Annotated in this window: 20 protein-coding genes and 1 pseudogene; 13 read left to right on the plus strand and 8 right to left on the minus strand. The window is 58.2% G+C overall.

Annotated elements, in window-relative coordinates; translation table 11 throughout:
• Positions 1-123 precede the first annotated feature (123 nt).
• The 5 genes from norR (at position 124) to J3P89_RS23700 (ending at position 5,336) form a co-directional block, all read left to right on the plus strand.
• Positions 124-1,677, plus strand: coding sequence for a nitric oxide reductase transcriptional regulator NorR (gene norR / locus J3P89_RS23680; protein WP_434695803.1), 1,554 nt, complete (start codon positions 124-126; stop codon positions 1,675-1,677).
• 277 nt (positions 1,678-1,954) lie between these two features.
• Positions 1,955-2,857, plus strand: a complete 903-nt coding sequence (locus tag J3P89_RS23685; RefSeq protein ID WP_030139917.1) for a chemotaxis protein CheV — start codon at positions 1,955-1,957, stop codon at positions 2,855-2,857.
• A gap of 116 nt (positions 2,858-2,973) precedes the next feature.
• Positions 2,974-3,300, plus strand: a complete 327-nt coding sequence (locus J3P89_RS23690; RefSeq protein WP_434695804.1) for a hypothetical protein — start codon at positions 2,974-2,976, stop codon at positions 3,298-3,300.
• Positions 3,301-3,378: 78 nt separating this feature from the next.
• Positions 3,379-4,128, plus strand: a complete 750-nt coding sequence (locus J3P89_RS23695) for a YkgJ family cysteine cluster protein (protein ID WP_434695805.1) — start codon at positions 3,379-3,381, stop codon at positions 4,126-4,128.
• Positions 4,129-4,364: 236 nt separating this feature from the next.
• Positions 4,365-5,336, plus strand: coding sequence for a 2-hydroxyacid dehydrogenase (locus J3P89_RS23700; RefSeq protein ID WP_434695807.1), 972 nt, complete (start codon positions 4,365-4,367; stop codon positions 5,334-5,336).
• A 166-nt stretch (positions 5,337-5,502) separates the two neighbouring features.
• On the opposite strand, the gene J3P89_RS23705 is transcribed toward J3P89_RS23700, so the two are convergent.
• A complete protein-coding gene (locus tag J3P89_RS23705; RefSeq protein ID WP_434695808.1) occupies positions 5,503-6,402 on the minus strand; it encodes a DMT family transporter in 900 nt (299 codons plus the stop codon).
• Between the two features lie 135 nt (positions 6,403-6,537).
• On the opposite strand from J3P89_RS23705, the gene J3P89_RS23710 reads away from it, so the two are divergent.
• From J3P89_RS23710 to fecA, 4 genes are all read left to right on the plus strand, one after another.
• Positions 6,538-7,413, plus strand: a complete 876-nt coding sequence (locus tag J3P89_RS23710) for a helix-turn-helix domain-containing protein (protein WP_434695809.1) — start codon at positions 6,538-6,540, stop codon at positions 7,411-7,413.
• Between the two features lie 156 nt (positions 7,414-7,569).
• Positions 7,570-8,058 carry a sigma-70 family RNA polymerase sigma factor gene (locus tag J3P89_RS23715; RefSeq protein ID WP_434569758.1) on the plus strand — a complete coding sequence of 163 codons (489 nt, stop codon included), beginning with the start codon at positions 7,570-7,572 and terminating at the stop codon, positions 8,056-8,058.
• 8 nt (positions 8,059-8,066) lie between these two features.
• Positions 8,067-9,014, plus strand: coding sequence for a FecR domain-containing protein (locus J3P89_RS23720; RefSeq protein WP_434695811.1), 948 nt, complete (start codon positions 8,067-8,069; stop codon positions 9,012-9,014).
• Between the two features lie 109 nt (positions 9,015-9,123).
• Positions 9,124-11,463, plus strand: a complete 2,340-nt coding sequence (gene fecA, locus J3P89_RS23725; protein WP_434695812.1) for a TonB-dependent Fe(3+) dicitrate receptor FecA — start codon at positions 9,124-9,126, stop codon at positions 11,461-11,463.
• Positions 11,464-11,547: 84 nt separating this feature from the next.
• Here fecA and J3P89_RS23730 read toward each other — a convergent pair whose 3' ends face one another.
• Positions 11,548-11,958: an HPF/RaiA family ribosome-associated protein gene (locus tag J3P89_RS23730; protein WP_434626030.1), complete on the minus strand. Its 411-nt coding sequence runs from the start codon at positions 11,956-11,958 to the stop codon at positions 11,548-11,550.
• A 508-nt stretch (positions 11,959-12,466) separates the two neighbouring features.
• Between J3P89_RS23730 and J3P89_RS23735 the strand changes: the two genes are divergently transcribed.
• The gene (locus J3P89_RS23735; protein ID WP_305496721.1) at positions 12,467-12,784 is read left to right on the plus strand and encodes a DUF3509 domain-containing protein; all 318 of its coding nucleotides are present in this window, start codon (positions 12,467-12,469) and stop codon (positions 12,782-12,784) included.
• Here the strand turns inward: J3P89_RS23735 and J3P89_RS23740 are convergent.
• A pseudogene (locus tag J3P89_RS23740) lies at positions 12,781-13,044 on the minus strand (phosphate-starvation-inducible PsiE family protein); the annotation flags it as partial. The gene J3P89_RS23735 and the pseudogene J3P89_RS23740 overlap by 4 nt on opposite strands.
• 413 nt (positions 13,045-13,457) lie before the next feature.
• Between J3P89_RS23740 and J3P89_RS23745 the strand changes: the two are divergent.
• Positions 13,458-14,993 carry a caspase family protein gene (locus J3P89_RS23745; RefSeq protein ID WP_434695813.1) on the plus strand — a complete coding sequence of 512 codons (1,536 nt, stop codon included), beginning with the start codon at positions 13,458-13,460 and terminating at the stop codon, positions 14,991-14,993.
• Positions 14,994-15,135: 142 nt separating this feature from the next.
• Here the strand turns inward: J3P89_RS23745 and J3P89_RS23750 are convergent, their stop codons facing one another.
• From J3P89_RS23750 to J3P89_RS23760, 3 genes are read right to left on the minus strand one after another with little or no spacing between them, the layout of a single operon-like run.
• Positions 15,136-15,999: an RES family NAD+ phosphorylase gene (locus tag J3P89_RS23750; protein WP_434695814.1), complete on the minus strand. Its 864-nt coding sequence runs from the start codon at positions 15,997-15,999 to the stop codon at positions 15,136-15,138.
• A gap of 7 nt (positions 16,000-16,006) precedes the next feature.
• On the minus strand, positions 16,007-16,489 hold the full coding sequence (locus J3P89_RS23755) for a phosphate-starvation-inducible protein PsiE (protein ID WP_434695815.1): 483 nt from the start codon (positions 16,487-16,489) through the stop codon (positions 16,007-16,009).
• Between the two features lie 55 nt (positions 16,490-16,544).
• Positions 16,545-16,853 (minus strand): phosphate-starvation-inducible PsiE family protein, encoded by a 309-nt coding sequence (locus tag J3P89_RS23760; RefSeq protein ID WP_434695816.1) that lies wholly within the window; start codon positions 16,851-16,853, stop codon positions 16,545-16,547.
• A gap of 293 nt (positions 16,854-17,146) precedes the next feature.
• Here J3P89_RS23760 and J3P89_RS23765 point away from each other — a divergent pair, with 293 nt between their 5' ends.
• A complete protein-coding gene (locus J3P89_RS23765) occupies positions 17,147-17,407 on the plus strand; it encodes a YebG family protein (RefSeq protein WP_003205410.1) in 261 nt (86 codons plus the stop codon).
• A gap of 67 nt (positions 17,408-17,474) precedes the next feature.
• Here the strand turns inward: J3P89_RS23765 and J3P89_RS23770 are convergent, their stop codons facing one another.
• Positions 17,475-18,494, minus strand: coding sequence for a Glu/Leu/Phe/Val dehydrogenase dimerization domain-containing protein (locus tag J3P89_RS23770; protein ID WP_434569763.1), 1,020 nt, complete (start codon positions 18,492-18,494; stop codon positions 17,475-17,477).
• 187 nt (positions 18,495-18,681) lie between these two features.
• Between J3P89_RS23770 and J3P89_RS23775 the strand changes: the two genes are divergently transcribed.
• Positions 18,682-19,485: a SirB1 family protein gene (locus J3P89_RS23775; RefSeq protein ID WP_434602853.1), complete on the plus strand. Its 804-nt coding sequence runs from the start codon at positions 18,682-18,684 to the stop codon at positions 19,483-19,485.
• Between the two features lie 36 nt (positions 19,486-19,521).
• On the opposite strand, the gene maiA is transcribed toward J3P89_RS23775, so the two are convergent.
• On the minus strand, positions 19,522-20,157 hold the full coding sequence (gene maiA / locus J3P89_RS23780) for a maleylacetoacetate isomerase (protein ID WP_434695817.1): 636 nt from the start codon (positions 20,155-20,157) through the stop codon (positions 19,522-19,524).
• Positions 20,158-20,160 lie beyond the last annotated feature (3 nt).

Here is a 20,160-nt window from a genome sequence, read left to right on the forward strand (position 1 = left end):
CAGTTACCTATGCCTATCAGTTTTCATGCCACAAATTTTTACCTTGTATTTCAGTCAGTTGAAGACGATGTAGTCATATCGACAAGACAGCGTTTATAGTCCATATGACTAGATGGAGTCATTATGACCGCAACTTCCTTGCTGACCTCGCTATTGCCGCTGGTGGCCGACCTGTCCCGCGAACTGCCTGAAGGCGAGCGCTATCGGCGCCTGCTCGGAGCCCTGCGCAGCCTGTTGCCTTGCGACGCCGCTGCACTGTTGCGCCTGGACGGCGACTGCCTCGTCCCGCTGGCCGTGGATGGCTTGAGCACCGACACCCTGGGCCGGCGATTCCGGGTCAGTGAGCATCCGCGTTTCGAAGCTTTGCTGGCCAATCCGCAGCCCACTCGCTTCGCCACCGACAGTGACCTGCCCGATCCGTACGACGGATTGGTGGAAGGGCTGGATGAACATCTGGAGGTTCACGATTGCATGGGTTGCCCGCTGTTTGTCGATGAGCAGCCCTGGGGCTTGCTGACCCTGGACTCGCTGGACCCGGAACGCTTCGAACCTATTGACCTGAGCGCCCTGCAAGCCTTCGCCAGCCTCGCCGCCGCCACCGTCAGCGCCGCCGAACGCATCGAGCGCCTGGCGTTGAGGGCCGAGGACGAGCATCGCCGCGCCGAGGTTTACCGTCAGGCCAGCGGCCAGCAGCAGCGCGACATGGTCGGCCAGAGCAAGCCCCATAAACGCCTGGTGGAAGAGATCAAGCTGGTCGGGGGCAGTGACCTGACGGTACTGATCACTGGCGAAACCGGCGTCGGCAAGGAATTGGTCGCCCAGGCCATTCACGCCGCCTCCCACCGTGCCGACCAGCCGCTGATCAGCCTCAATTGCGCGGCGCTGCCTGACACGCTGGTGGAAAGTGAACTCTTCGGCCATGTTCGAGGCGCGTTCACCGGTGCCACCCAGGACCGGCGCGGCAAATTCGAGCTGGCGGATGGCGGCACGCTGTTCCTCGATGAGGTGGGCGAGCTGTCCTTGACCGTCCAGGCCAAATTGCTTCGCGTATTGCAAAGCGGCCAGCTGCAACGCCTGGGCTCGGACAAGGAGCACCGCGTCGATGTGCGCCTGATTGCGGCGACCAACCGCGACCTCGCCGAGGAAGTGCGCAATGGCCGTTATCGGGCCGACTTCTACCACCGGTTGAGTGTCTACCCGCTGCAAGTGCCTGCGCTGCGTGATCGCGGGCGCGATGTGCTGCTGCTCGCCGGCTTCTTCCTGGAACAGAACCGCTCGCGCATGGGCCTTGGCAGCCTGCGCCTGACCAGCGACGCCCAGGCTGCGTTGCTGGCCTACGATTGGCCGGGCAACGTGCGCGAACTGGAACACCTGATCGGTCGCAGCGCGTTGAAGGCATTGGGCAAGCATCCGGTTCGGCCGAAGATTCTCAGCTTGAGCGCCGATGATCTGGATCTGCCTCACGAACTCCCGGAAAATGCTCCGACCAACAGCCTCGCGCCAGCCTCCACGGTGAAGGTTTCCGGTGACTTGCGCCAGGCCACGGAAAATTATCAACGGCAAATGATCAGCGCCTGCCTGGAACGCCATCAGCACAACTGGGCCAGCGCTGCCCGGGAACTGGGCCTGGATCGGGCCAACCTCGGGCGGATGGCCAGGCGGCTGGGCCTCAAATAGTTTGCCGAGGAGATTCTGTGGCGAGGGAGCTTGCTCCCGCTGGGTTGCGAAGCAGCCCTCACCTGCAGCGCGGTTTCGAATTTTGCGACCGCTGCGCGGCCGAGCGGGAGCAAGCTCCCTCGCCACAAAAGCAGCGTTATGTGGACAGTGCTGCAGCGATCCTTGCCATTGACAGTTTTTCGCCCTAAAGCCTGCCCCCGACAAGTCGATAACCCGTTATCAAAAGCTGTCTTGGCGATCTTCATGCTCGCCCCACCTTTTTCCACAGAAGGTTTTTATGTCTTCCAACAAAGCCCGCGCAGATTCCCTTTCGCTTCTGCTGTTTACCTTGCGCAGCGGCAAGCTGATGGCAATCAACCTGCTCAAGGTCAGCGAAATCATTCCCTGCCCGCCGCTGACCAAACTGCCGGAGTCGCACCCACACGTAAAAGGCATCGCCACGTTGCGCGGAACGTCGTTGTCGGTGATCGACCTCAGCCGCGCCATTGGCGAGCGGCCGCTGGAAGACCCGGACGGCGGGTGCCTGATCGTCACCGACGTCAGCCGCTCCAAGCAGGGCCTGCACGTGCAGGCGGTGAGCAAGATCGTGCATTGCCTGACTACCGACATCAAGCCGCCGCCCTACGGCTCCGGCGGCGTGCGTGCGTTCATCACTGGCGTGACCTCGGTGGACGGCACGCTGGTGCAAGTGCTGGACATCGAAAAAGTCATCCATGGCATCGCCCCGGCGCAGATCGAGACGGCGCCCACCGAACTGAGCATGGAAGACGCCGAAGTCCTCGGCAACGCCCGAATCCTGGTGGTCGATGACAGCCAGGTGGCGCTCCAGCAATCGGTGCATACCCTGCGCAACCTGGGCCTGCAATGCCACACCGCCCGCAGCGCCAAGGAAGCCATTGACTGCCTGCTTGAGCTGCAAGGCACGGCGCAGGAGATCAACCTGATCGTTTCCGACATCGAAATGTCCGAGATGGACGGTTACGCCCTCACCCGGACCCTGCGCGAAACACCCGACTTCGCTCACCTCTACGTGTTGTTGCACACCTCGCTCGACAGCGCGATGAACAGTGAGAAAGCGCGGCTGGCGGGCGCCAACGGGGTGCTGACCAAGTTCTCCTCGCCGGAACTGACCAAATGCCTGATCACGGCGGCCAAGGCCGTCGCCGAACAAGGTCGCTGAACCCGCCCGCGTTCCGATGGTGCGCCGAATGCACGAGGCTGCGAGTTCGCGGCCTCGATACCGTCCCAACCTCAGGCATACTCCTGCGCTGGCCTCCCAGAACAAGGATCTTGCCGATGAAAGTACCCTGCCTGATTTTCTTCGCCCTCAGCGCCCTGGCTGCACAGGCCCATGCCTCCAGCTCCGATGCCTGGGCTGCCTATGACAAGAAAGTCCTCGCCAGTTGCATCAAGGCCAGCGGTTTGAAAAATGCCGAACCGGTCGGCAGCCCCGCGCAATTCGACGACCGGGTGGGCTACACCGCGCTGTTGCTGCAAGGCCAATATCCGCAAAAGCACATGAAAGGCGCGACCGGCACCGAGCTGTGCCTCTACCGCAAGAAAACCAAGAGCGCGTTCGTGACCGAATGGGACTCGATCCGCCCGACCGAAACCTCCCGATGAGTGGCGCATAAATTGCTTCGCATGGCTTATCCCGGCGTTTTTCTGTCGCCGCTTTAGCCAATTGCCTTCGGTCAATCAATGAACACAACGTTTTCCTGCGTAGGGTGCGGTAAATGCTGCACGGGCCATCACGTTCCCCTGACGCTCGATGAAGCCAGGATGTGGGCGAATGATGGCGGCCAGGTGATTGTCCTGGTCGAGGCCTTCCTGCCCAATGGCCTCGGCCTGCCGGTGGCGCAACGCGAGCACGCCGAACGGCGATCGGCAGTAGTGCGCAGCGGCGTCAGCGAGGCCCGCGTGGCGATCACCTTCGCCGCCTATAATCCCGGTCCTTGCCATAATCTGGACGCCGACAACCTGTGCCGCATCTATGAGCGTCGCCCCCTGGTGTGCCGCATCTATCCCATGGAAATCAACCCGCATATTCCTCTCGATACCGCCGCCAAGGATTGCCCGCCGGAGTCGTGGGAAACGGGGCCGCAACTGATCGTCGGCGGTCAATTGGTGGATCAGGAACTGGCCCGGTTGATCGAGCGCTCCCGCCAGGCCGACCGTGAGGAGATCGCCATCAAGGAACGCATTTGCGTGTCCCTGGGCATCCACACCACCGCGCTGAAGGGCGACGGATTTACCGCGTACCTGCCGAACATGGCGGCGTTTGCCACCGCCATCGATCAGGCTCGCGCGCAGCCGATGGGCCAAGAGGCAGGTGAATGGCAGTTCCACTTGTCCGGTGATGACGTTGCTCGCCAAGTCACCGACAGCGGCGCAAGTGTTGTCACCGAGGAGCCGGTCAACTACGCGTTTATTTCGCTGCGGGCTGCCTGACTGTGTAGAAAAGCCCCTGTGGAAGAAAAGTCCCTGTGGGAGCGAGCCTGCTCGCGATGGCGATTTATCTGCCGGCCTATCCGGTGACTGACACACCGCGATCGCGAGCAGGCTCACTCCCACATAAGCTCACTCCCGAAAGGAAAAGTGTGGCGCTGGGATGCACTGTCCCTCTCGCCTAACCCGCGCCAGGAATGTTAGCGTGCTTGGTATTCTCCGCAGATGAGCCTTGCACGATGAAAAAAACCGTACTCGCCTTCAGCCGTATCACGCCCCCCATGATCGAGCGCCTGCGCCAGGACTTCGAGGTGATCGTGCCCAACCCGTCGAACGGCGACATCAATGCGCAGTTCAACGAAGCCTTGCCCCATGTCCATGGGCTGATTGGCGTTGGCCGCAAGCTCGGCCGCGAGCAACTGCAGCACGCCACGAAGCTGCAAGTGGTCTCCAGCGTGTCGGTGGGCTATGACAATTACGACCTGGCGTACTTCAATGAACGCGGGATCATGCTCACCAACACTCCCGACGTGCTCACCGAAAGCACCGCCGACCTGGCGTTCGCCCTGGTGATGAGCAGTGCCCGGCGTGTCGCCGAACTGGACGCCTGGACCAAGGCCGGACAGTGGCAGGCGTCTGTCGGGCCACAGCTGTTCGGCAGCGATGTACATGGCAAGACCCTGGGCATCGTCGGCATGGGCAATATCGGCGCGGCTGTTGCCCGACGTGGTCGGCTGGGGTTCAACATGCCGATCCTCTACAGCGGCAACAGTCGCAAGCCCGAGCTGGAAAACCAGTTGGGCGCACAGTTCCGCGAACTGGATCAGTTGCTGGCCGAAGCGGACTTCGTCTGCCTGGTGGTGCCGTTGAGCGAGAAGACCCGCCACCTGATCGGCCAGCGCGAGCTGTCCCTGATGAAACCGAGCGCCATCCTGGTGAACATTTCCCGCGGTCCGGTGGTGGATGAGCCGGCGTTGATCGAAGCCTTGCAGAACAACCGCATCCGCGGCGCCGGGCTGGATGTCTACGAAAAGGAACCGCTGGCCGAGTCGCCGCTGTTCCAGTTGAAAAACGCCGTCACCTTGCCGCATATCGGTTCGGCTACCCATGAAACCCGTGAGGCCATGGCCAATCTGGCCGTGGAAAACCTGCGCAGCGCCTTGCTGGGCGAACGACCGAAGAACCTGGTCAACCCGCAAGTCTGGAAATAAGCGGGCCGAGTACTCATTGTGGCGAGGGAGCTTGCTCCCGCTGGGCTGCACAGCAGCCCCTTGCGGTTTATCTGATACAGCGCGGTGGCAGATACGCCTTGGGGTTGCTTCGCAACCCAGCGGGAGCAAGCTCCCTCGCCACGGGATTCATAGCGGACGTTGTGCCTTAACGAGCCAGCGCGACTTCCGCGGCCACGGGTCGCGGCTTGCGAAACACCAACACGTTGCCCAGCATCACCAGCACCAGTCCGACCAGCGCCGGTGCCGTCCACTGATAACCCTCGACAACAGCCGAGACATTCAAGGCCACCACCGGGAACAGCACGGTGCAATACGCCGCCCGCTCCGGCCCCATGCGCCCTACCAGCGTCAGGTATGCAGTAAAGCCGATAACCGAACCCGGGATCACCAGGTACAACAGCGAGCCGACGTAGCGCGTATTCCATTCCATCTCGAACGGAATGCCCTGGAACAAACACCACACCGACAGCATCGCGGCCCCGTAGGCCATGCCCCAGGCGTTGGTGGTCAACGGCTTGAGGCCGGCCTTCTGTTGCAGGCTCGACAGCATGTTGCCCGCCGAGAAACACAACGTGCCCAACAGCGCCAGCGCCAACCCGAGCAGCGTTTGCGGACTTGCGCGGTGCCCGGCCAGCTCCGGCCAGAACAACAACGCCAGCCCGAGCAGCCCAAGGGCACCGCCGAGCAAGACGTTGCGGGCGATCCGCTGACCGAAGAACACCCGCGCATTCAAGGCGTTCCAGAGCGTCGCGGTGGAAAACACCACGGCGACCAGACCGCTGGGAATCCATTGGCTGGCGGTCAGGAAACACATGAAGTTGATGCAGAACAGGCACAGGCCCTGGGCGACGCAGATCAAATGACCGCGCCGGTTCATGACCTGCAGGCGGCGGCTGAGCAGGAGCATCACGAACAGGATCAGCGCGGCGAGGCCGAAGCGATAGACAATCGACACGGGAATGGCGACGACGCCCAACTGCAATTTCAGGGCGATCCAGGTGGTCCCCCAGATGAGCACGGTAAGCAGGTACAACGAAAGGTTCATGGCGACGACTCCTGGCAATGACGGCCAGTCTCACGCCGATACCTACCCGACGCTTGCGTAAACTTGCGGTTTTTATCAGGGACAGGCTGGCATGGGCGCCTCGAGGGAGTAGGATTCATGCTGGAGAAACCGATCATGACCAGTCTGCAAACCCTGCAAGTCTTCCAAGCCCTCAACAGCTCGCCCAATGCTCGCCTGGAGCACAGCGCCGAGCTCGGTGACGGCATGGCGGCGGCTTTGTGGAGCAACCATCACGACGCCCGTGACTACGAGGCGCCAACCCACCATACGCTGTCGTGCTACATCGCCGGCGGCACCGGCACTTTTCGCCGCGAGCGTCCCGACACCACGGGGGCGCCCGGCAAACTCTGCGTGTTGCCGGCCGGACATGAATCGGCCTGGGTCATCAACGGCAACATTCGCCTCGCCCACCTGTATTTCAGCCCCGAGCAATTCGCCCTGGGTTGCGTCACGCTGCTGGATCGCGAACCGCGGCAAGTGCAATTGCACGAGGCAACCTTTCTCGATGACCCGCGGCAGGCACAGCGCTTTCGACAGTTGATCGAGCTGGACTGGGCCGAGCCGGCTGAACGCCTGCTCGGCACCAGCCTGGCCCATGAGCTGCTCAGCCATCTGCTGCTCAATCAGGTTGGCCAGCGCCAGGGCCTGCGCCTGAAGGGTGGGTTGGCCGCGCACCAGCGACGCTTGCTGGTGGATTACATCGACGCTCAATTGGCCGAAGCCATCAGCCTTGGTCAACTCGCCGCGCTGTGTGCCCTGTCCGAATACCATTTCGCCCGGATGTTCCGCGAAACCTTCGGCCTGCCACCGCACCAGTACGTCCTGGCGCGGCGTCTCACCCGGGCGCGGCACTTACTGCGCCATACCCTGCAACCGTTGGGCGAGGTAGCTCTGGCCTGCGGATTTGCCAGCGCCAGCCATTTCACCAACCGTTTTCGCCAGGCCCTGGGGGCAGCTCCCGGGGAGTATCGGCAGGCATTTTTGCCCTAGCGCGTCCATGTGCGAGCGAGCCTGCTCGCGAAAGCCCGATCCGGTCCGTAACCGAAACGAAACACTCATCCCGATTGCCGTTTCCCTCTGCGCGCCTCTACAATGCGAACAATTCTTGTTCTCTAGCACAGCTTACCGCTGTCGGGATGTTCCTCGTTGCCGCCTGCACACACCGTCGAAGTGCTCTACAACGCCCACCACAGTTGGCTCAACGGCTGGTTGCGAAGAAAACTCGGGTGTCCCGACAGTGCCGCCGATCTGGCCCAGGACACGTTCATGCGCGTGCTGACCGCGCGCGATCCGCAGCCGGTCCTGGAGCCCCGTGCATTTCTCACTACCATCGCCAAGCGCGTACTGTTCAACCATTACCGACGCCAGGACCTGGAACGCGCCTACCTCGACACCCTCGCCCAGATGCCGGAGCAAGTGGCGCCGTCGGAAGAGGAGCGAGCGATCATCCTGCAGACCCTGCTGGAGCTGGACCAACTGCTCGATGGACTGCCACGTGCGGTCAAAAAGGCGTTCCTGCTGGCGCAGATCGATGGCCTGACCTACAACGAAATCGCCCGTGAACTGGGTATTTCCCTGGCGACGGTCAAGCGCCACCTGAACAAGGCAGCGATGCGCTGCTACTTCGCCCTGTGAACCCGCCGATGCCCAGCGCGCCGAACGTCAGCGCGCAAGTCGCCGAGCAGGCGGTGCATTGGCTGCTGGAAATGCAGCAAGGGCCACTCGATACGCGCCAGCAGCAAGCCTGGGAACAGTGGCTCAATGCACACAGCGAACATCGCCGTGCCTGGGAGCATATCCAGCGGGTCAACCAGCGGCTGCGCACTGTGTCTTCTCCGTTGGCCCATGCGACGCTCAACACACCGAAGTCGGCAACGCGGCGCCGGGCCCTCAAGATGTTGTTGCTGCTGGGTGCCGGCTCAGCCGTGACCTGGGGCCTGCGTGAACGCCAGTTGTTGCCGCCATTGCTTGCCGATTACCGCAGCCCGGTGGGCGAGCGGCGTCGCCTGGCGCTGGATGACGGCAGCCAGCTGCAGCTCAACAGCGGCAGCGCGGTCGATATTCGCTTCGACGCCCAGCGCCGCCTGATCCGCCTGCTGGAAGGCGAACTGCTGTTGACCGCAGCCCAGGACCCGCGCCCCCTGCAGGTGCTGACCGCCCATGGCCTGCTGGAAAGCCACGACGCCCGCTTCAATGTGCGTGAGTATGCAGACCACACCCAGGTCGCAGTGTTTGCCGGCCAGGTGGACATTCGCGGCAGGCACGGCCCGGCTTTTCTGCTGGGGGCTTCCCGACAAGCGTCCCTTCGCATCAACGGTACCGGTGTCGCCACGGCGCTGGACGCCAACAGCGGTGCCTGGACGGAGGGCATGCTGGTCGCCGCGCACATGCGCCTGGCGGATTTCCTTGAGGAACTGGGCCGCTACCGACGCGGCCAGCTGCACTGCGACGAGGCGGTCGCCAACCTTCTGGTCTCCGGAACTTATCCGCTGGACAACGGCGAGCGAATCCTTGATCTGCTGGAAATCAGCCTGCCGGTAAAAGTGCGGCGTTTCACGCGCTATTGGGTCACGGTCGAAGCTCGCGCTTGAGCCCATGGCGGGCCACCAAAAAAAATGATTTGCCTGTGAGCCGTTTTCCACACCTCGGGTGACAGAGAAGGAAAGCCACTTCGATATAACCTTCTCGGGACTCCCATCCATGCCGCAGCAACCCACCCGTCTCACCCCGCTCGCTCGCGCCGCGCGTCAACTGTTCCTGGGGGCCAGCTTGAGTTTCGTTGCACTGCCCGCCGTGCTGGCTGCAGAGGCCAAGGCCTATCACATTGCGCCGTCGTCGCTGGAAAACGCTCTCAATCAGTTCGGCCGCGAAGCCGGCGTGTTGATTTCCTTCGGCTCGCAACTGACCGGCGGCCTGCAGAGTCGCGGCCTGGAAGGCAGCTACAGCCCCGAGCAAGGCTTGAACGCGCTGCTTGAAGGCACAGGCCTGCAAGCCCGGCCCGAGGGAGACAATGCTTTCAGCCTGCAACCGGTCAGCAGCACTGCACTGGACATCGGCACCACGACCGTGGTCGGTGACTGGCTCGGCGACGCAGCGCCGACCAACGTCTTCGAACACCCGGGCGCTCGGGACGTTATCCGCCGCGAAGAATTCGAACGCCAGGGCGCGACCCAGGCCCGGGACGTGCTCAATCGCATTCCCGGCGTCAACGCACCGGAAAACAACGGCACCGGCAGCCATGACATGGCGCTGAATTTCGGTATCCGTGGCCTCAATCCGCGCCTGGCTTCCCGCTCGACGGTACTGATGGACGGCATTCCAGTGCCTTTCGCGCCGTATGGCCAACCGCAGCTGTCCTTTGCTCCCGTGAGCATGGGCAACATGGACGCGGTGGATGTCGTGCGCGGGGGCGGCGCGGTGCGCTACGGCCCGCAAAACGTCGGCGGCGTGGTCAACTTCGTGACCCGGGCAATACCCGATGCACCGACCGTCAAAGGCGGTTTCCAGACCGAGGCGAGCCCGTCTTCCAGCCACGATGGCTTCAAGACGTCCGCCAATCTGCTGGCCGGCGGCACCGCCGATAACGGCCTGGGCGGCGCCCTGCTGTATTCCGGCACCCGCGGCGGCGACTGGCGTGAGCACAGCGACACGCAGATCGACGATCTCATCCTCAAGGGCAACTATCAACTGGACGAGGCCAACAGCTTCAACGCCATGGCCCAGTATTACGAAGGCGAGGCCGACATGCCCGGCGGCCTGAACGTGGCCGACTACAACGCCGACCCGTATCAGTCCACCCGCCAGAAAGACCGGTTCTGGGGTCGTCGTACCCTGGTCAATTTCGGCTACCGCTACCAGCAGGACCGGCGAGAATTCACCGCCAACACGTTTTTCACCAAGACCTTGCGCAGCGGCTATCTGGACCAGGGCTCCTTCCTGTCCCTGTCGCCTCGTGAATATTGGGTACGCGGCCTGGAAACCCGTTTCGCCCAAGGCTTCGATCTCGGCCCGACCAGCCACGAGGTCGGCGTCGGCTATCGCTATATCAACGAAGCCGGTCATGAACTGCGTTATCGCACACCGATCGCCAGCAACGAGCTGCCGACCACCTCCAGCCGCAACGACCGCGATACCCGCGGCGGAACCGAAGCCAATGCATTTTTCATCGATGACCGGATCGATATCGGCAAATGGACGATCACGCCCGGCATTCGCTACGAAATGATCGAGTCGCAGCAAACCAACAACCTGACCAACGCGAAGTACAAGGGCGACTACAACACCGCCCTGCCAGCGCTGAATGTGCTGTACCACCTGACCGACGAATGGAATCTGTATGCCAACACCGAAGGCTCGTTCGGCAGCGTGCAGTACAGCCAGATGCCCAACCGCGTCAGCAGCGGTGAAGTGAAGCCGGAGAAAGCCCGCACCTGGGAGCTTGGCACCCGCTATGACAATGGCAACCTGCGGGCAGAGATCGGCGCCTTCCTGATCAACTTCGACAACCAGTACGAAAGCAACCAGACCAACGATTCGGTGATCGCCCGGGGCGAGACCCGCCACCAGGGCATCGAAACCAGCATCAACTATGCCCTCGACGGCCTGAGCCCGGCGCTGGCCGGTTTTGACGTGTACGCCACTTACGCCTTCGTCGACGCCACCATCCGCGAAGACGGACCGAACAAGGGCAACCGCGTGCCCTTCTCCTCCAGGCACAAAGGTACGCTGGGCGTGGGTTACACGGATGGGCCGTGGAAGCTGAACCTGGACAGCACCTACCAGAGCGCGCAGTTTGCCGACAACGCCAATACCCGCGCGGAAAGCGCCGATGGCAGCACCGGCAATATCCCTGGCTATATGCTGTTCAGCAGCCGCGCCGCTTATGACTTCGGCCCGCAACTGTCGGACCTGAACGTCGCGGTGGGCGTGAAGAACATCTTCAATACCCAATACTTCACCCGCTCGTTTGACGACAACAATCGGGGCAAGTACGTAGGGGAACCGCGCACGTTGTATGTGCAGACGTCCGTGGCGTTCTGATTCGGGGCCATGGTGAATAGCTGAAACAAGACGGGCCTGCAATTGCAGGCCCGTCTGTTTGGTGGGTAATTTCAGTGACCGGGTTCAGCCGTTAAGCGCAGCCCGTTCGTTCTCGAGGAATTCTTCTTCCAGCATGGCATCAGCCAGTGCAATCGACTCGGTCTGGCCGTTGGTGGCGGCGCGCTTGCCGCGCAGTTTGCCGAACAGATGCTCCAGTTTATGTTCCAGCTTGGTGGCTGCGCCTTCGATCGCAAGTTCCAGCGACTCGGCCTTGTGCGTTACGGAAATTGGCTGGTGGCCTTTTGGCCGAGCCTCAAGTTGGCAACGCAAATCATGGGGACCGGGCTTGTCGCCGTTCTCATCCCCCAAATGAACCTCGATCCGTGTCAGGTCTTCTTCGTAACGTTCGAGCGTGCTTTCAATGGTAGTACGTACCCACTCCTCCAGTCGGATGCTGCTTTGAATATGGTTATCGCTGTTGACTTGGATTTGCATAGTTCATCCCTTATTTCGGCTAGCTCGCCAGGGGCCAATCGACGTTAGCGCAACGGCCCCTTGAGTACAGAGTCGGGCTGGCGGAAGAACAATTCAACCCCCGAAAAAAGATAAATATTCATTTGCAAATAAAGCCGGACAACGAGCAACAGCGCTGTTAATGTCGGGAGTTGTCTCGCCCCGCTTGTTCATTCCAATCCGCCTGCGTGCCCTGCACCGTCAGCGAACATCGGCCCGCCAGTGCCCCGAAACGGGCTGCCGCCATAACCGCATTCCAGAGCATTGCGCGTCCAGGCGCCGTGATCATTGTCCGACAGTTTTTCCGGCATGCCCCTTGCTACCTCCCTTACAGGAGGCGCCGCGGGCTGCGATCAATGGGTCAGCCGCCTGCCCGCCCCGGGAATCTGGCGATGGATACGATCATGGAATGGCCGGTGGTCCGGTGTTGCGAACTAATCCCGATCATGGCCGGTCAACAACTGCACGTTCAATCAGGCGGTGACGCATCATGGACAACCCTTTTCAGATCATTACGGACGCCTTCGCGCCGCAATACCAGATCAACCTGAGCATCCAGGGCCTGGACGGCAGCATCATGCTGACCTTGTCCAAGGCCGGGCGCGTCGTTGCCAAGCGCATGATCAGCGCGCAGCAACGCAACGACCCGGAACGGCTCAAGCGCTTGGTGCAGAGCATTCAATTCGGCATTGCCATCGAACAGGGCCACAGCGCCGTGGCCATCCTCGAAGCCATGACCGGCGGCGACAACATCAAGGTGCCGCCACCGCAGGCACAGGGCCAGGCGTCCAGCGCCGCCGGTCTCTAGATTTCACCCTTCTCCACTTCGGCATGCTCGCTCGACCCCGCGCCGACCTTACGGTGCGGGTGTTCGATCTTCACCGAGGGAAACTGCGACGAGGCGTAGCGCACCACCAGGATCGCGAACGCCAGCAGCAGGATGCCTCCGCACAAGTAGATGATGCCCAGGTCCGGCGGGCTGTGATGCGAGACGTTGGAAATCAGCAGGCGCGTCAACGCGGTGATCGCCACGTAGATGAGAAATCGCACCGGCATGTGATTGGTCTTGAGTAACCGTGCTAACCACTGATGCCTCCCTATCTTGGCACAGGCACCCGTCTGAATCCTTCTGTAACCTGATTTCAGCGCCCCGTTGAATTACACAAAGCAGGTCAACACCATCTCCTAACAAAACATATTTTCAAAACGCCTTCGCTAAAGAATCAATTCGCACCATTGATCGACGTGTACAGATCGTTAAATTGCCCCTTCTCGAAAATCATTAAACCGACCCCGTCTAAACACTTGACACCCACATGGCTCACCCTATGATGTCAAAGTGCCTCAGCTCAACATGAAGTAAACCGCTAAAAATTAGCAAACTTTGACGAAGCACTTAAACATAGAAAAAGCTGAACAAAAACTCCAAACATAAGATTATCGACACTTTCAAAAAAATTTAAACAGGTAATAGTAAACAAATGAATATTGCGATTGTAATTGGAGTAGACCAATATAGCTCTTCGAATTATGAAAACTTACCAGCCTGCAAAAATGATGCAAAAGCGATTAAAGCGGTTATTGAGAACGTAAAAGATTTCAAAGAGATAACCTATTTAGGCAATAATGAACCAGCTTCAGAAATAAAGAAGAAAATCTCGGAAATTGTCGAAAAATATAAAGATGAAAATCTCACCGAATTATTCTTTTACTTTTCCGGCCATGGGGAGCGAACCGAGGACGACTTTTTCTATGTACCCTCCGATTTTGACAGTAGCCGCAAAGAGGCCACGGGAATTAGAAACTCGGAAATTGATGATTGGATTAAAACTCTCTCTCCAAAGCTTTGCATTAAAGTCATCGACGCCTGCTTCAGTGGGACCCAATACATCAAAAGTGAATTCAATGCTGAGGATCAGCTTAAAAAATCAGCGAAAAAGTATGGACTTAACGATATTTATTTTTGGTTCTCATCACGAGAAGACCAATCTTCCTTTGCAGGCTCAGAATTCAGCGTATTTACCGAAAGTATATTGACTGCAATAAGCGACCTTGATGGCGAGGTTCGTTACAGAGACATCATGGCAGCGGTTGCAGATGATTTTTCTAAAAAGGGAGGTCCCAAGCCGATTTTTGCAACTCAATCTGACAACATCGAAAAATTCGGGAATATAACCAAAGAAACCAAAAAAATTATTAACGATCTTTTTGGTTTGAAGACCGATGAGGAAAGTGACACCCCATCTAAAAGCAAACCACAAACTGAAACCACTCCTGCACCTGCGCAAGAGTCAATTTACGAAATAGCAAAGAAAAAATCCAACACATTATGTTTTAGCGAAGAAACCCTGAACCGGTTCCTAGCTGGGTTTAAAAGCGAAATACAAAAATGGTCGAAAGAAATAAATGAAACATACGAAATCACCACCAACACCCATCTATCACCACCCGAAGTCCCAAACACTGTAAAAATCGGCGAGTGGCTAAGCGAGAAAACAGATACAGAATACTTCGCACAACCAACTTACGGAACGAAGAACTACCAAACAGAGGAGTATAAGGCGTTACCTGCAAAACCTGCCAAACGCGACGCACTTGCAAGCTTAACCTCCGGACTTGCGATTGCAAGAACTCTAGGAAGGTGGGCACGTGAAGAAGAGGTCGAATACAAGCTTGAAACCGTGACAAAAACATCTCGCCATATAGACGGTTTTAGCTACACCCACCACACCGAAGATAGGATAATTAAAACCGACTTCAAACCGACTATCCAATTAGCCCCACCGGCTTGTCTCCACGTGGTAATCGTATACTCCTATAAAGAACTATCCATCCACTTTGCCTACGAGTTACTAAAAAGAAAAAACTGGGAAGACCTATCAAAACCAACTTGCAACAAATGGAAAACGATAAAAGTCAATTTGAATGCGAGCAAGCCTGAAAAATCTGCTGCTGAACACATCAAAAAAGATCTAATAAACTGGCTAGAAGTAGAGCTTAAAAAAAGGCTTGAGTAATGTATGCCAGGGCTTCTGGCCAGACAACCCAGAAGCCCTCACCAGAAAGATTCGCCACCCTTAAAATTAACGAAATAACTCAAAATGGCGACTCTTTGGAGTTTTGGTTTTCATCGACCGCATGAAAAAAATCTCTATATATTTATGGACGCCACGCCTTTACAAACCGCTTTGCAATATCATTCTCAACGACCCCTTTATCCCAAACCAACTTACCTTGCGTAGTGATTTCTACGACATGTTCAGTCATTGATGTTCCGTAGAATCCACATGCCAAATTAAGCACATGCATTCGACGAGCACCTACTACTCCCCATGACTTCCAAAAATCTTCGGTCTTAACCGCAAAATTGATAGCTCCACCCTGTCGGACGCTGGGGTAGGCAATCGCAGATATATTGCTATTTTTTTCAAAAACTGATTTAGCAACATACGATGATACTGAGTACGGAGCATCATCCTTTACCAAGCATTCAAATAAAAATGCGTCTGTTATAAGAAGAGATTTCGCCTCATTCAAAGAACAAGCGTTCAACATATTATTAATTATTGAGGAAGCATCACCGGAGAGGAACCCTCGACCGGAACGTTGCACTCTAACCATTTCACCGATAGGAGCAATTCGACATTTACAACCATCTCTGATTTGTATTTCGGATAGCAAAACAAAGCTTCCCTCGATATGTGTCTCGGAGAATGCTGTCTCTGGTCTGTCAGCGACATACAAAACCGGATAACCCTCAGGATTAGCCCGACCCACTGATGCGACACCGCCTAACCGCCAGAGTAGCTCCTGCACTGACTCAGGATAATCTCTTTCTTCAATTTTTCTAGCTCGCCTCAATACAGAACCCTTAGAAAAATCAACACTAAGAATAGGATGCACCTTAATCAACTCAGAAATTATCGTCTGTTTTAGACTCAGAGATGCATTCTCAAATTCTCTGATAAGAGAAAGCAAGTATTTTAGCGGTAGAGGTGGATATGAATCCGTGATCGTTTTCATAGAGTCCTCATTTGATCATTCCCTTATCCACAACGCCCTCTCCTGAAGCCCCTAAATTTTTTGTAGAAGGATACTGATAAGACGCGAAACGAACTACTAAAATGGAAAAAGCGAGTAGCAAAATCCCGCCACAGACATACAAAAGGCCAGCATCGGGATCTTTATGGTGGGATACGTCACCAATCAATAATCGCGTTAATGCTGTGATAGCTACGTAAAGGAGAAACCTAATTGGCATATGGTTTGTTTTAAAATAAATACCTACCATAGCCCCTAACTCTAAGTAAATGAATAAAAGTAGAACATCATCAACACTCACACTGCCTTCACTCAACATCCGGATAAATGTGACAATGGCAGCGTAGGCGGTAATGGCTCCAATGCCGAACAAGGCTAGATAGTGGAAGGCCTCAACACACAGATTTCCCAGCGAATCAGCCGAGCAATGAAGTTTTTTACGTAGCTTGTCAGCCCAATTCAAACTATCCATTTTCAACTGCTCCAATCATATGCAAAAACAAGACGAGAAAAAATAAAGTCTAAGGTCAAGCAGCCAGAAACCCGTTCTTACTGGATTTCGGCTGGATTTCGAGTGTTAGTATTGCGTAGGTAGTCTTGAAACAAATCCCGACCATCGCCCCCAACTCCAAGTAGATGAACAGCAGGAGGATGTCGTCGATCTTGATATGACCCTCCTCGATCATCTGCAGGAACTCCATCACGGCAGCCCATGCCGTCACCGCCCCGATGGCGAACAGCGCCAGGTAGTGGAAGGTCTCGACGAACAGGTTGCCCAGGGATTCGGCCAGTTGGTGGACATTCTGGCGCAGGTTCTCGGCCCAGTTGATTTTCACGATGTAGTTTCCTTAGGTCGACTCGACCGGATGATGCGGGTTGGACGTGACGGTTGTTCTGCATGCAGAAAAAAGGCCAGCGACCGCAATGAGATGGCACCGGGCTGGCATTCGACACGTTGGCGACATCAAGCGGTCCCGTCGTGGGCACGTTTGTCTTGGGCGACAAACCTCGAAACCGGTCTACATTAAAAAGCCACTATTCAAATCGTCAGGATTCGCTTATCCTTTGGCCTGTATATAAATACAGTAGTCACAGACAAAACCAAATGTGAAGGCATGTGAGGTGGTGAATGGCCGTCGAAGTGGTATACCGCAGCAGCCGAGATCTGGAGCGATTGTTCATGGATAAAGCCGAAGCTGACCGTCATGACAAAATGCTGGAACTCGCTGAATTGCTCGCCGAAGTATTGCAAAAAGCCGTTCCATCGCTGAGCGAACAACAGGTGGAGGAAGCCGGCATCTACATGGCGAAGAATCGTGATGTGTTCGCCAAGGCATTCAAGAGCCAGCCAGACGCGTTGTCCGAACTGCTCAATCCGTCGGACGAATGATCAAAAAGATCGCAGCCTTCGGCAGCTCCTACACGGTGTAGGTGCTGCCGAAGGCTGCGATCTTTTTTTATCGGTACAACAAACGCTCCGCGAGCTCGTCAGCCACCCTGGCCGGTGAGCGTTTTTCGGCCTGGGCATGGGCGAAGACTTCCGTGAGCCGGGCACCGATCTTGGCGAGATGCGCCGTGATGGTCGGCAGCTCTTCGCCGCGGTGTTTCAAGGCAACATAGATCAGGCCGCCGGAATTGATCACGTAGTCCGGTGCATAGAGGATCCCACGTCTTTCCAACTGGTCGGCGACTTGCAGGTTGCTCAACTGATTATGCGCCGAGCCGGCAACGGCCGAGCAGCGCAGTTGCGCCACGCTCTGGCTGTTGAGTACCCCGCCGAGGCCGCAGGGAGCCAAGATGTCGCAGGGAGTACTGAGCAGTGCGTCGTTGGCGATGGGATGGGCGCCCAGTTGTTCCATCGCCAGTTGCACTTTACCGGGGTCGATATCGCTGACCAGCAGTTCGGCGCCCGCCGCATGCAGTTGCTCGGCCAGCGCATAACCGACATTGCCCAAGCCCTGGATGGCCACCCGCAGGCTTTCCAGGTTGTCGCTGCCCAGGCGAGCCATGGCCGTGGCGCGGATCCCGGCGAACACCCCCATTGCCGCATGGGGCGCCGGGTCTCCCGCGGCAGTGGTGCTGGTGACATGACGAGTCTGCTGGGCGATACAGTCCATGTCCGCCACCGATGTGCCGCTGTCGATGGCGGTAATGTAGCGACCGTCCAGCTGCTCGATGCAGCGGCCGAAGGCTTCGAACAGCGCCGCACGGCTCTCGACGTGTGCCGGACGCATGATGACCGCCACGCCCCCGCCCACGGGCAAGCCGGCCAGCGCGGCCTTGTAGCTCATGCCCTGGGCCAGGCGCACGGCGTCGGCCACGGCACTTTCGTCGTCGGGGTAGGAAAGATAACGACAGCCACCCAGTGCAGGCCCAGGACGGCTGCAATGAATGGCAATCACCGCCTTCAACCCGGTTGCCGGGTCTACGCTCAAGTGCAGCGATTCAAGGCGGGAGCTTTGCATGAGAGCAAACATCGACAGGCTCCCGAATCACTTTTTTGTCTGTCTCGCCAGTATAGGCGCGCAATCGAAAATTGCAGGAGCACGCCGGAATAACGCCGCATGATCGTCAGTCTTTTCGGCATAACCGGCTACCCCCTCTTTGCGAGACTGGACGAAACCTCGCGGCAGAGCTAAAACGAGGCATAGTCCGGAGACTGTGATGAAACCGCGCCAAGCCTTTTTTGACTGTCTGCACCGCTCGCCACCCGCACTGCTCGAAGCAGCCCTGTGGATCGCCGCCGAGCATGATCGTGAAGTGGACGTGCCAGCGTTATTGAAGGATTTCAGGGAGCTGCAGCAGAAAGTCAGCCACGGCCTGCCGATGCTGCCTGTCAGCGAATTGGGCCAGCCCCTGCTTCGGCGCCTGAATGATCTGGGTTTCGCCCAGGACGACGCTACGCCGCTACGGCCTGGCGCGGCGCTGCTGGACAAGGTCCTGGTCCGCAAGCGAGGGCAACCGCTGGCCTTGGGCCTGATAGCCCTGGAGCTGGCCAAGGGCCTGGAAATCCCGATGACCGGTGTCAATTTCCCCGGCCATTTCCTGCTGCGCGTACCTGGCGCGGACCACCTGCTCGACCCCTGCGGCGGTCGCCGCTTGTACCCCAATGACTGCCGGGACTTGCTGCATCGCCAATACGGCGCCAACCTGCCGCTCAAGGCCGAGCACATGGTCTGCGCCGAGCCGATGCAGATGCTCCAGCGGCTGTCGCGTAATCTCAGGCAATTACATCTGGCCAACGACGACTACATCGCCGCGCTGGTCGATGCCGAACGGGTGCTGGAACTGGGTAACGCCAGCGCCGCCGACTACCTGGCCCGCGCCAGCCTCTACCAGCGACTCGATTGCCCCAACGCCGAACGTTTCGATCTCGAACATGCATTGATGCTCAGTGATGACCCGATCCAGCGGATCCGGCTGACCGAGCGGCTGGGGCATCTGCCACCGAATACGATTGTGCATTGAGCCCCCGCGGCCCATTACACACCCTGTGGGAGCGACTCAGGGAGTATCAGGCTGACTCGCCGGATGCGCTTGCTGGAACGCCGCATGGGCTGCCGCCAACGCCGCCACCCGGCGGATTCGTGGATACCCCTGCAACGACACATTGAAGCGCTCGGCCGCATACAGCTGCGGGATCAGGTAAACGTCCGCCAGGCCTGGCCCCGCGCCAAAACAATAGCCGTCTTCGCCAATCAACTGTTCCACTGCTGCCAGCCCCTGGCTGATCCAGTGCCCGATCCACTCCGTCACCTGCGCTTCGTCGTGGCCCCACTGCCTGAGTTTGTTGAGCACGCTGACATTGTGCAGTGGATGGATGTCGCAGCCGATCAGTGCGGCCACGCCACGCTCATGTGCGCGAAGCACGGGGTCACGGCTGAGCAACGGCACCTGTGGATAACGTTCCTCCAGGTACTCGATGATCGCCGGAGACTGGACCAGCAAAGCGCCCTCATCGGTACGCAGCGCGGGTACCCGCCCCTGGGGGTTGATCCCCAGGTAGGCCGGCTGGCGATGTTCGCCCCCTGGCGGCGCGATCAGGTTGACCGGCAGGGCCCGGTAATCCAGGCCCTTGAGCGCCAGCGCGATGCGCACCCGGTAAGACGACGTGGAACGGTAGTAGGTGTAAAGCTCCATGCC

It is taken from the genome of Pseudomonas sp. Z1-14, assembly GCF_051132005.1.
Taxonomy (GTDB): domain Bacteria; phylum Pseudomonadota; class Gammaproteobacteria; order Pseudomonadales; family Pseudomonadaceae; genus Aquipseudomonas.

Coding starts and splice junctions, on each gene's coding strand:
- norR (WP_434695803.1), top strand. CDS start 124: ATGACCGCAACTTCCTTGCTGACCTCGCTATTGCCGCTGGTGGCCGAC.
- J3P89_RS23685 (WP_030139917.1), top strand. CDS start 1,955: ATGTCTTCCAACAAAGCCCGCGCAGATTCCCTTTCGCTTCTGCTGTTT.
- J3P89_RS23690 (WP_434695804.1), top strand. CDS start 2,974: ATGAAAGTACCCTGCCTGATTTTCTTCGCCCTCAGCGCCCTGGCTGCA.
- J3P89_RS23695 (WP_434695805.1), top strand. CDS start 3,379: ATGAACACAACGTTTTCCTGCGTAGGGTGCGGTAAATGCTGCACGGGC.
- J3P89_RS23700 (WP_434695807.1), top strand. CDS start 4,365: ATGAAAAAAACCGTACTCGCCTTCAGCCGTATCACGCCCCCCATGATC.
- J3P89_RS23705 (WP_434695808.1), bottom strand. CDS start 6,402: ATGAACCTTTCGTTGTACCTGCTTACCGTGCTCATCTGGGGGACCACC.
- J3P89_RS23710 (WP_434695809.1), top strand. CDS start 6,538: ATGACCAGTCTGCAAACCCTGCAAGTCTTCCAAGCCCTCAACAGCTCG.
- J3P89_RS23720 (WP_434695811.1), top strand. CDS start 8,067: ATGCCCAGCGCGCCGAACGTCAGCGCGCAAGTCGCCGAGCAGGCGGTG.
- fecA (WP_434695812.1), top strand. CDS start 9,124: ATGCCGCAGCAACCCACCCGTCTCACCCCGCTCGCTCGCGCCGCGCGT.
- J3P89_RS23730 (WP_434626030.1), bottom strand. CDS start 11,958: ATGCAAATCCAAGTCAACAGCGATAACCATATTCAAAGCAGCATCCGA.
- J3P89_RS23735 (WP_305496721.1), top strand. CDS start 12,467: ATGGACAACCCTTTTCAGATCATTACGGACGCCTTCGCGCCGCAATAC.
- J3P89_RS23745 (WP_434695813.1), top strand. CDS start 13,458: ATGAATATTGCGATTGTAATTGGAGTAGACCAATATAGCTCTTCGAAT.
- J3P89_RS23750 (WP_434695814.1), bottom strand. CDS start 15,999: ATGAAAACGATCACGGATTCATATCCACCTCTACCGCTAAAATACTTG.
- J3P89_RS23755 (WP_434695815.1), bottom strand. CDS start 16,489: ATGGATAGTTTGAATTGGGCTGACAAGCTACGTAAAAAACTTCATTGC.
- J3P89_RS23765 (WP_003205410.1), top strand. CDS start 17,147: ATGGCCGTCGAAGTGGTATACCGCAGCAGCCGAGATCTGGAGCGATTG.
- J3P89_RS23770 (WP_434569763.1), bottom strand. CDS start 18,494: ATGTTTGCTCTCATGCAAAGCTCCCGCCTTGAATCGCTGCACTTGAGC.
- J3P89_RS23775 (WP_434602853.1), top strand. CDS start 18,682: ATGAAACCGCGCCAAGCCTTTTTTGACTGTCTGCACCGCTCGCCACCC.
- maiA (WP_434695817.1), bottom strand. CDS start 20,157: ATGGAGCTTTACACCTACTACCGTTCCACGTCGTCTTACCGGGTGCGC.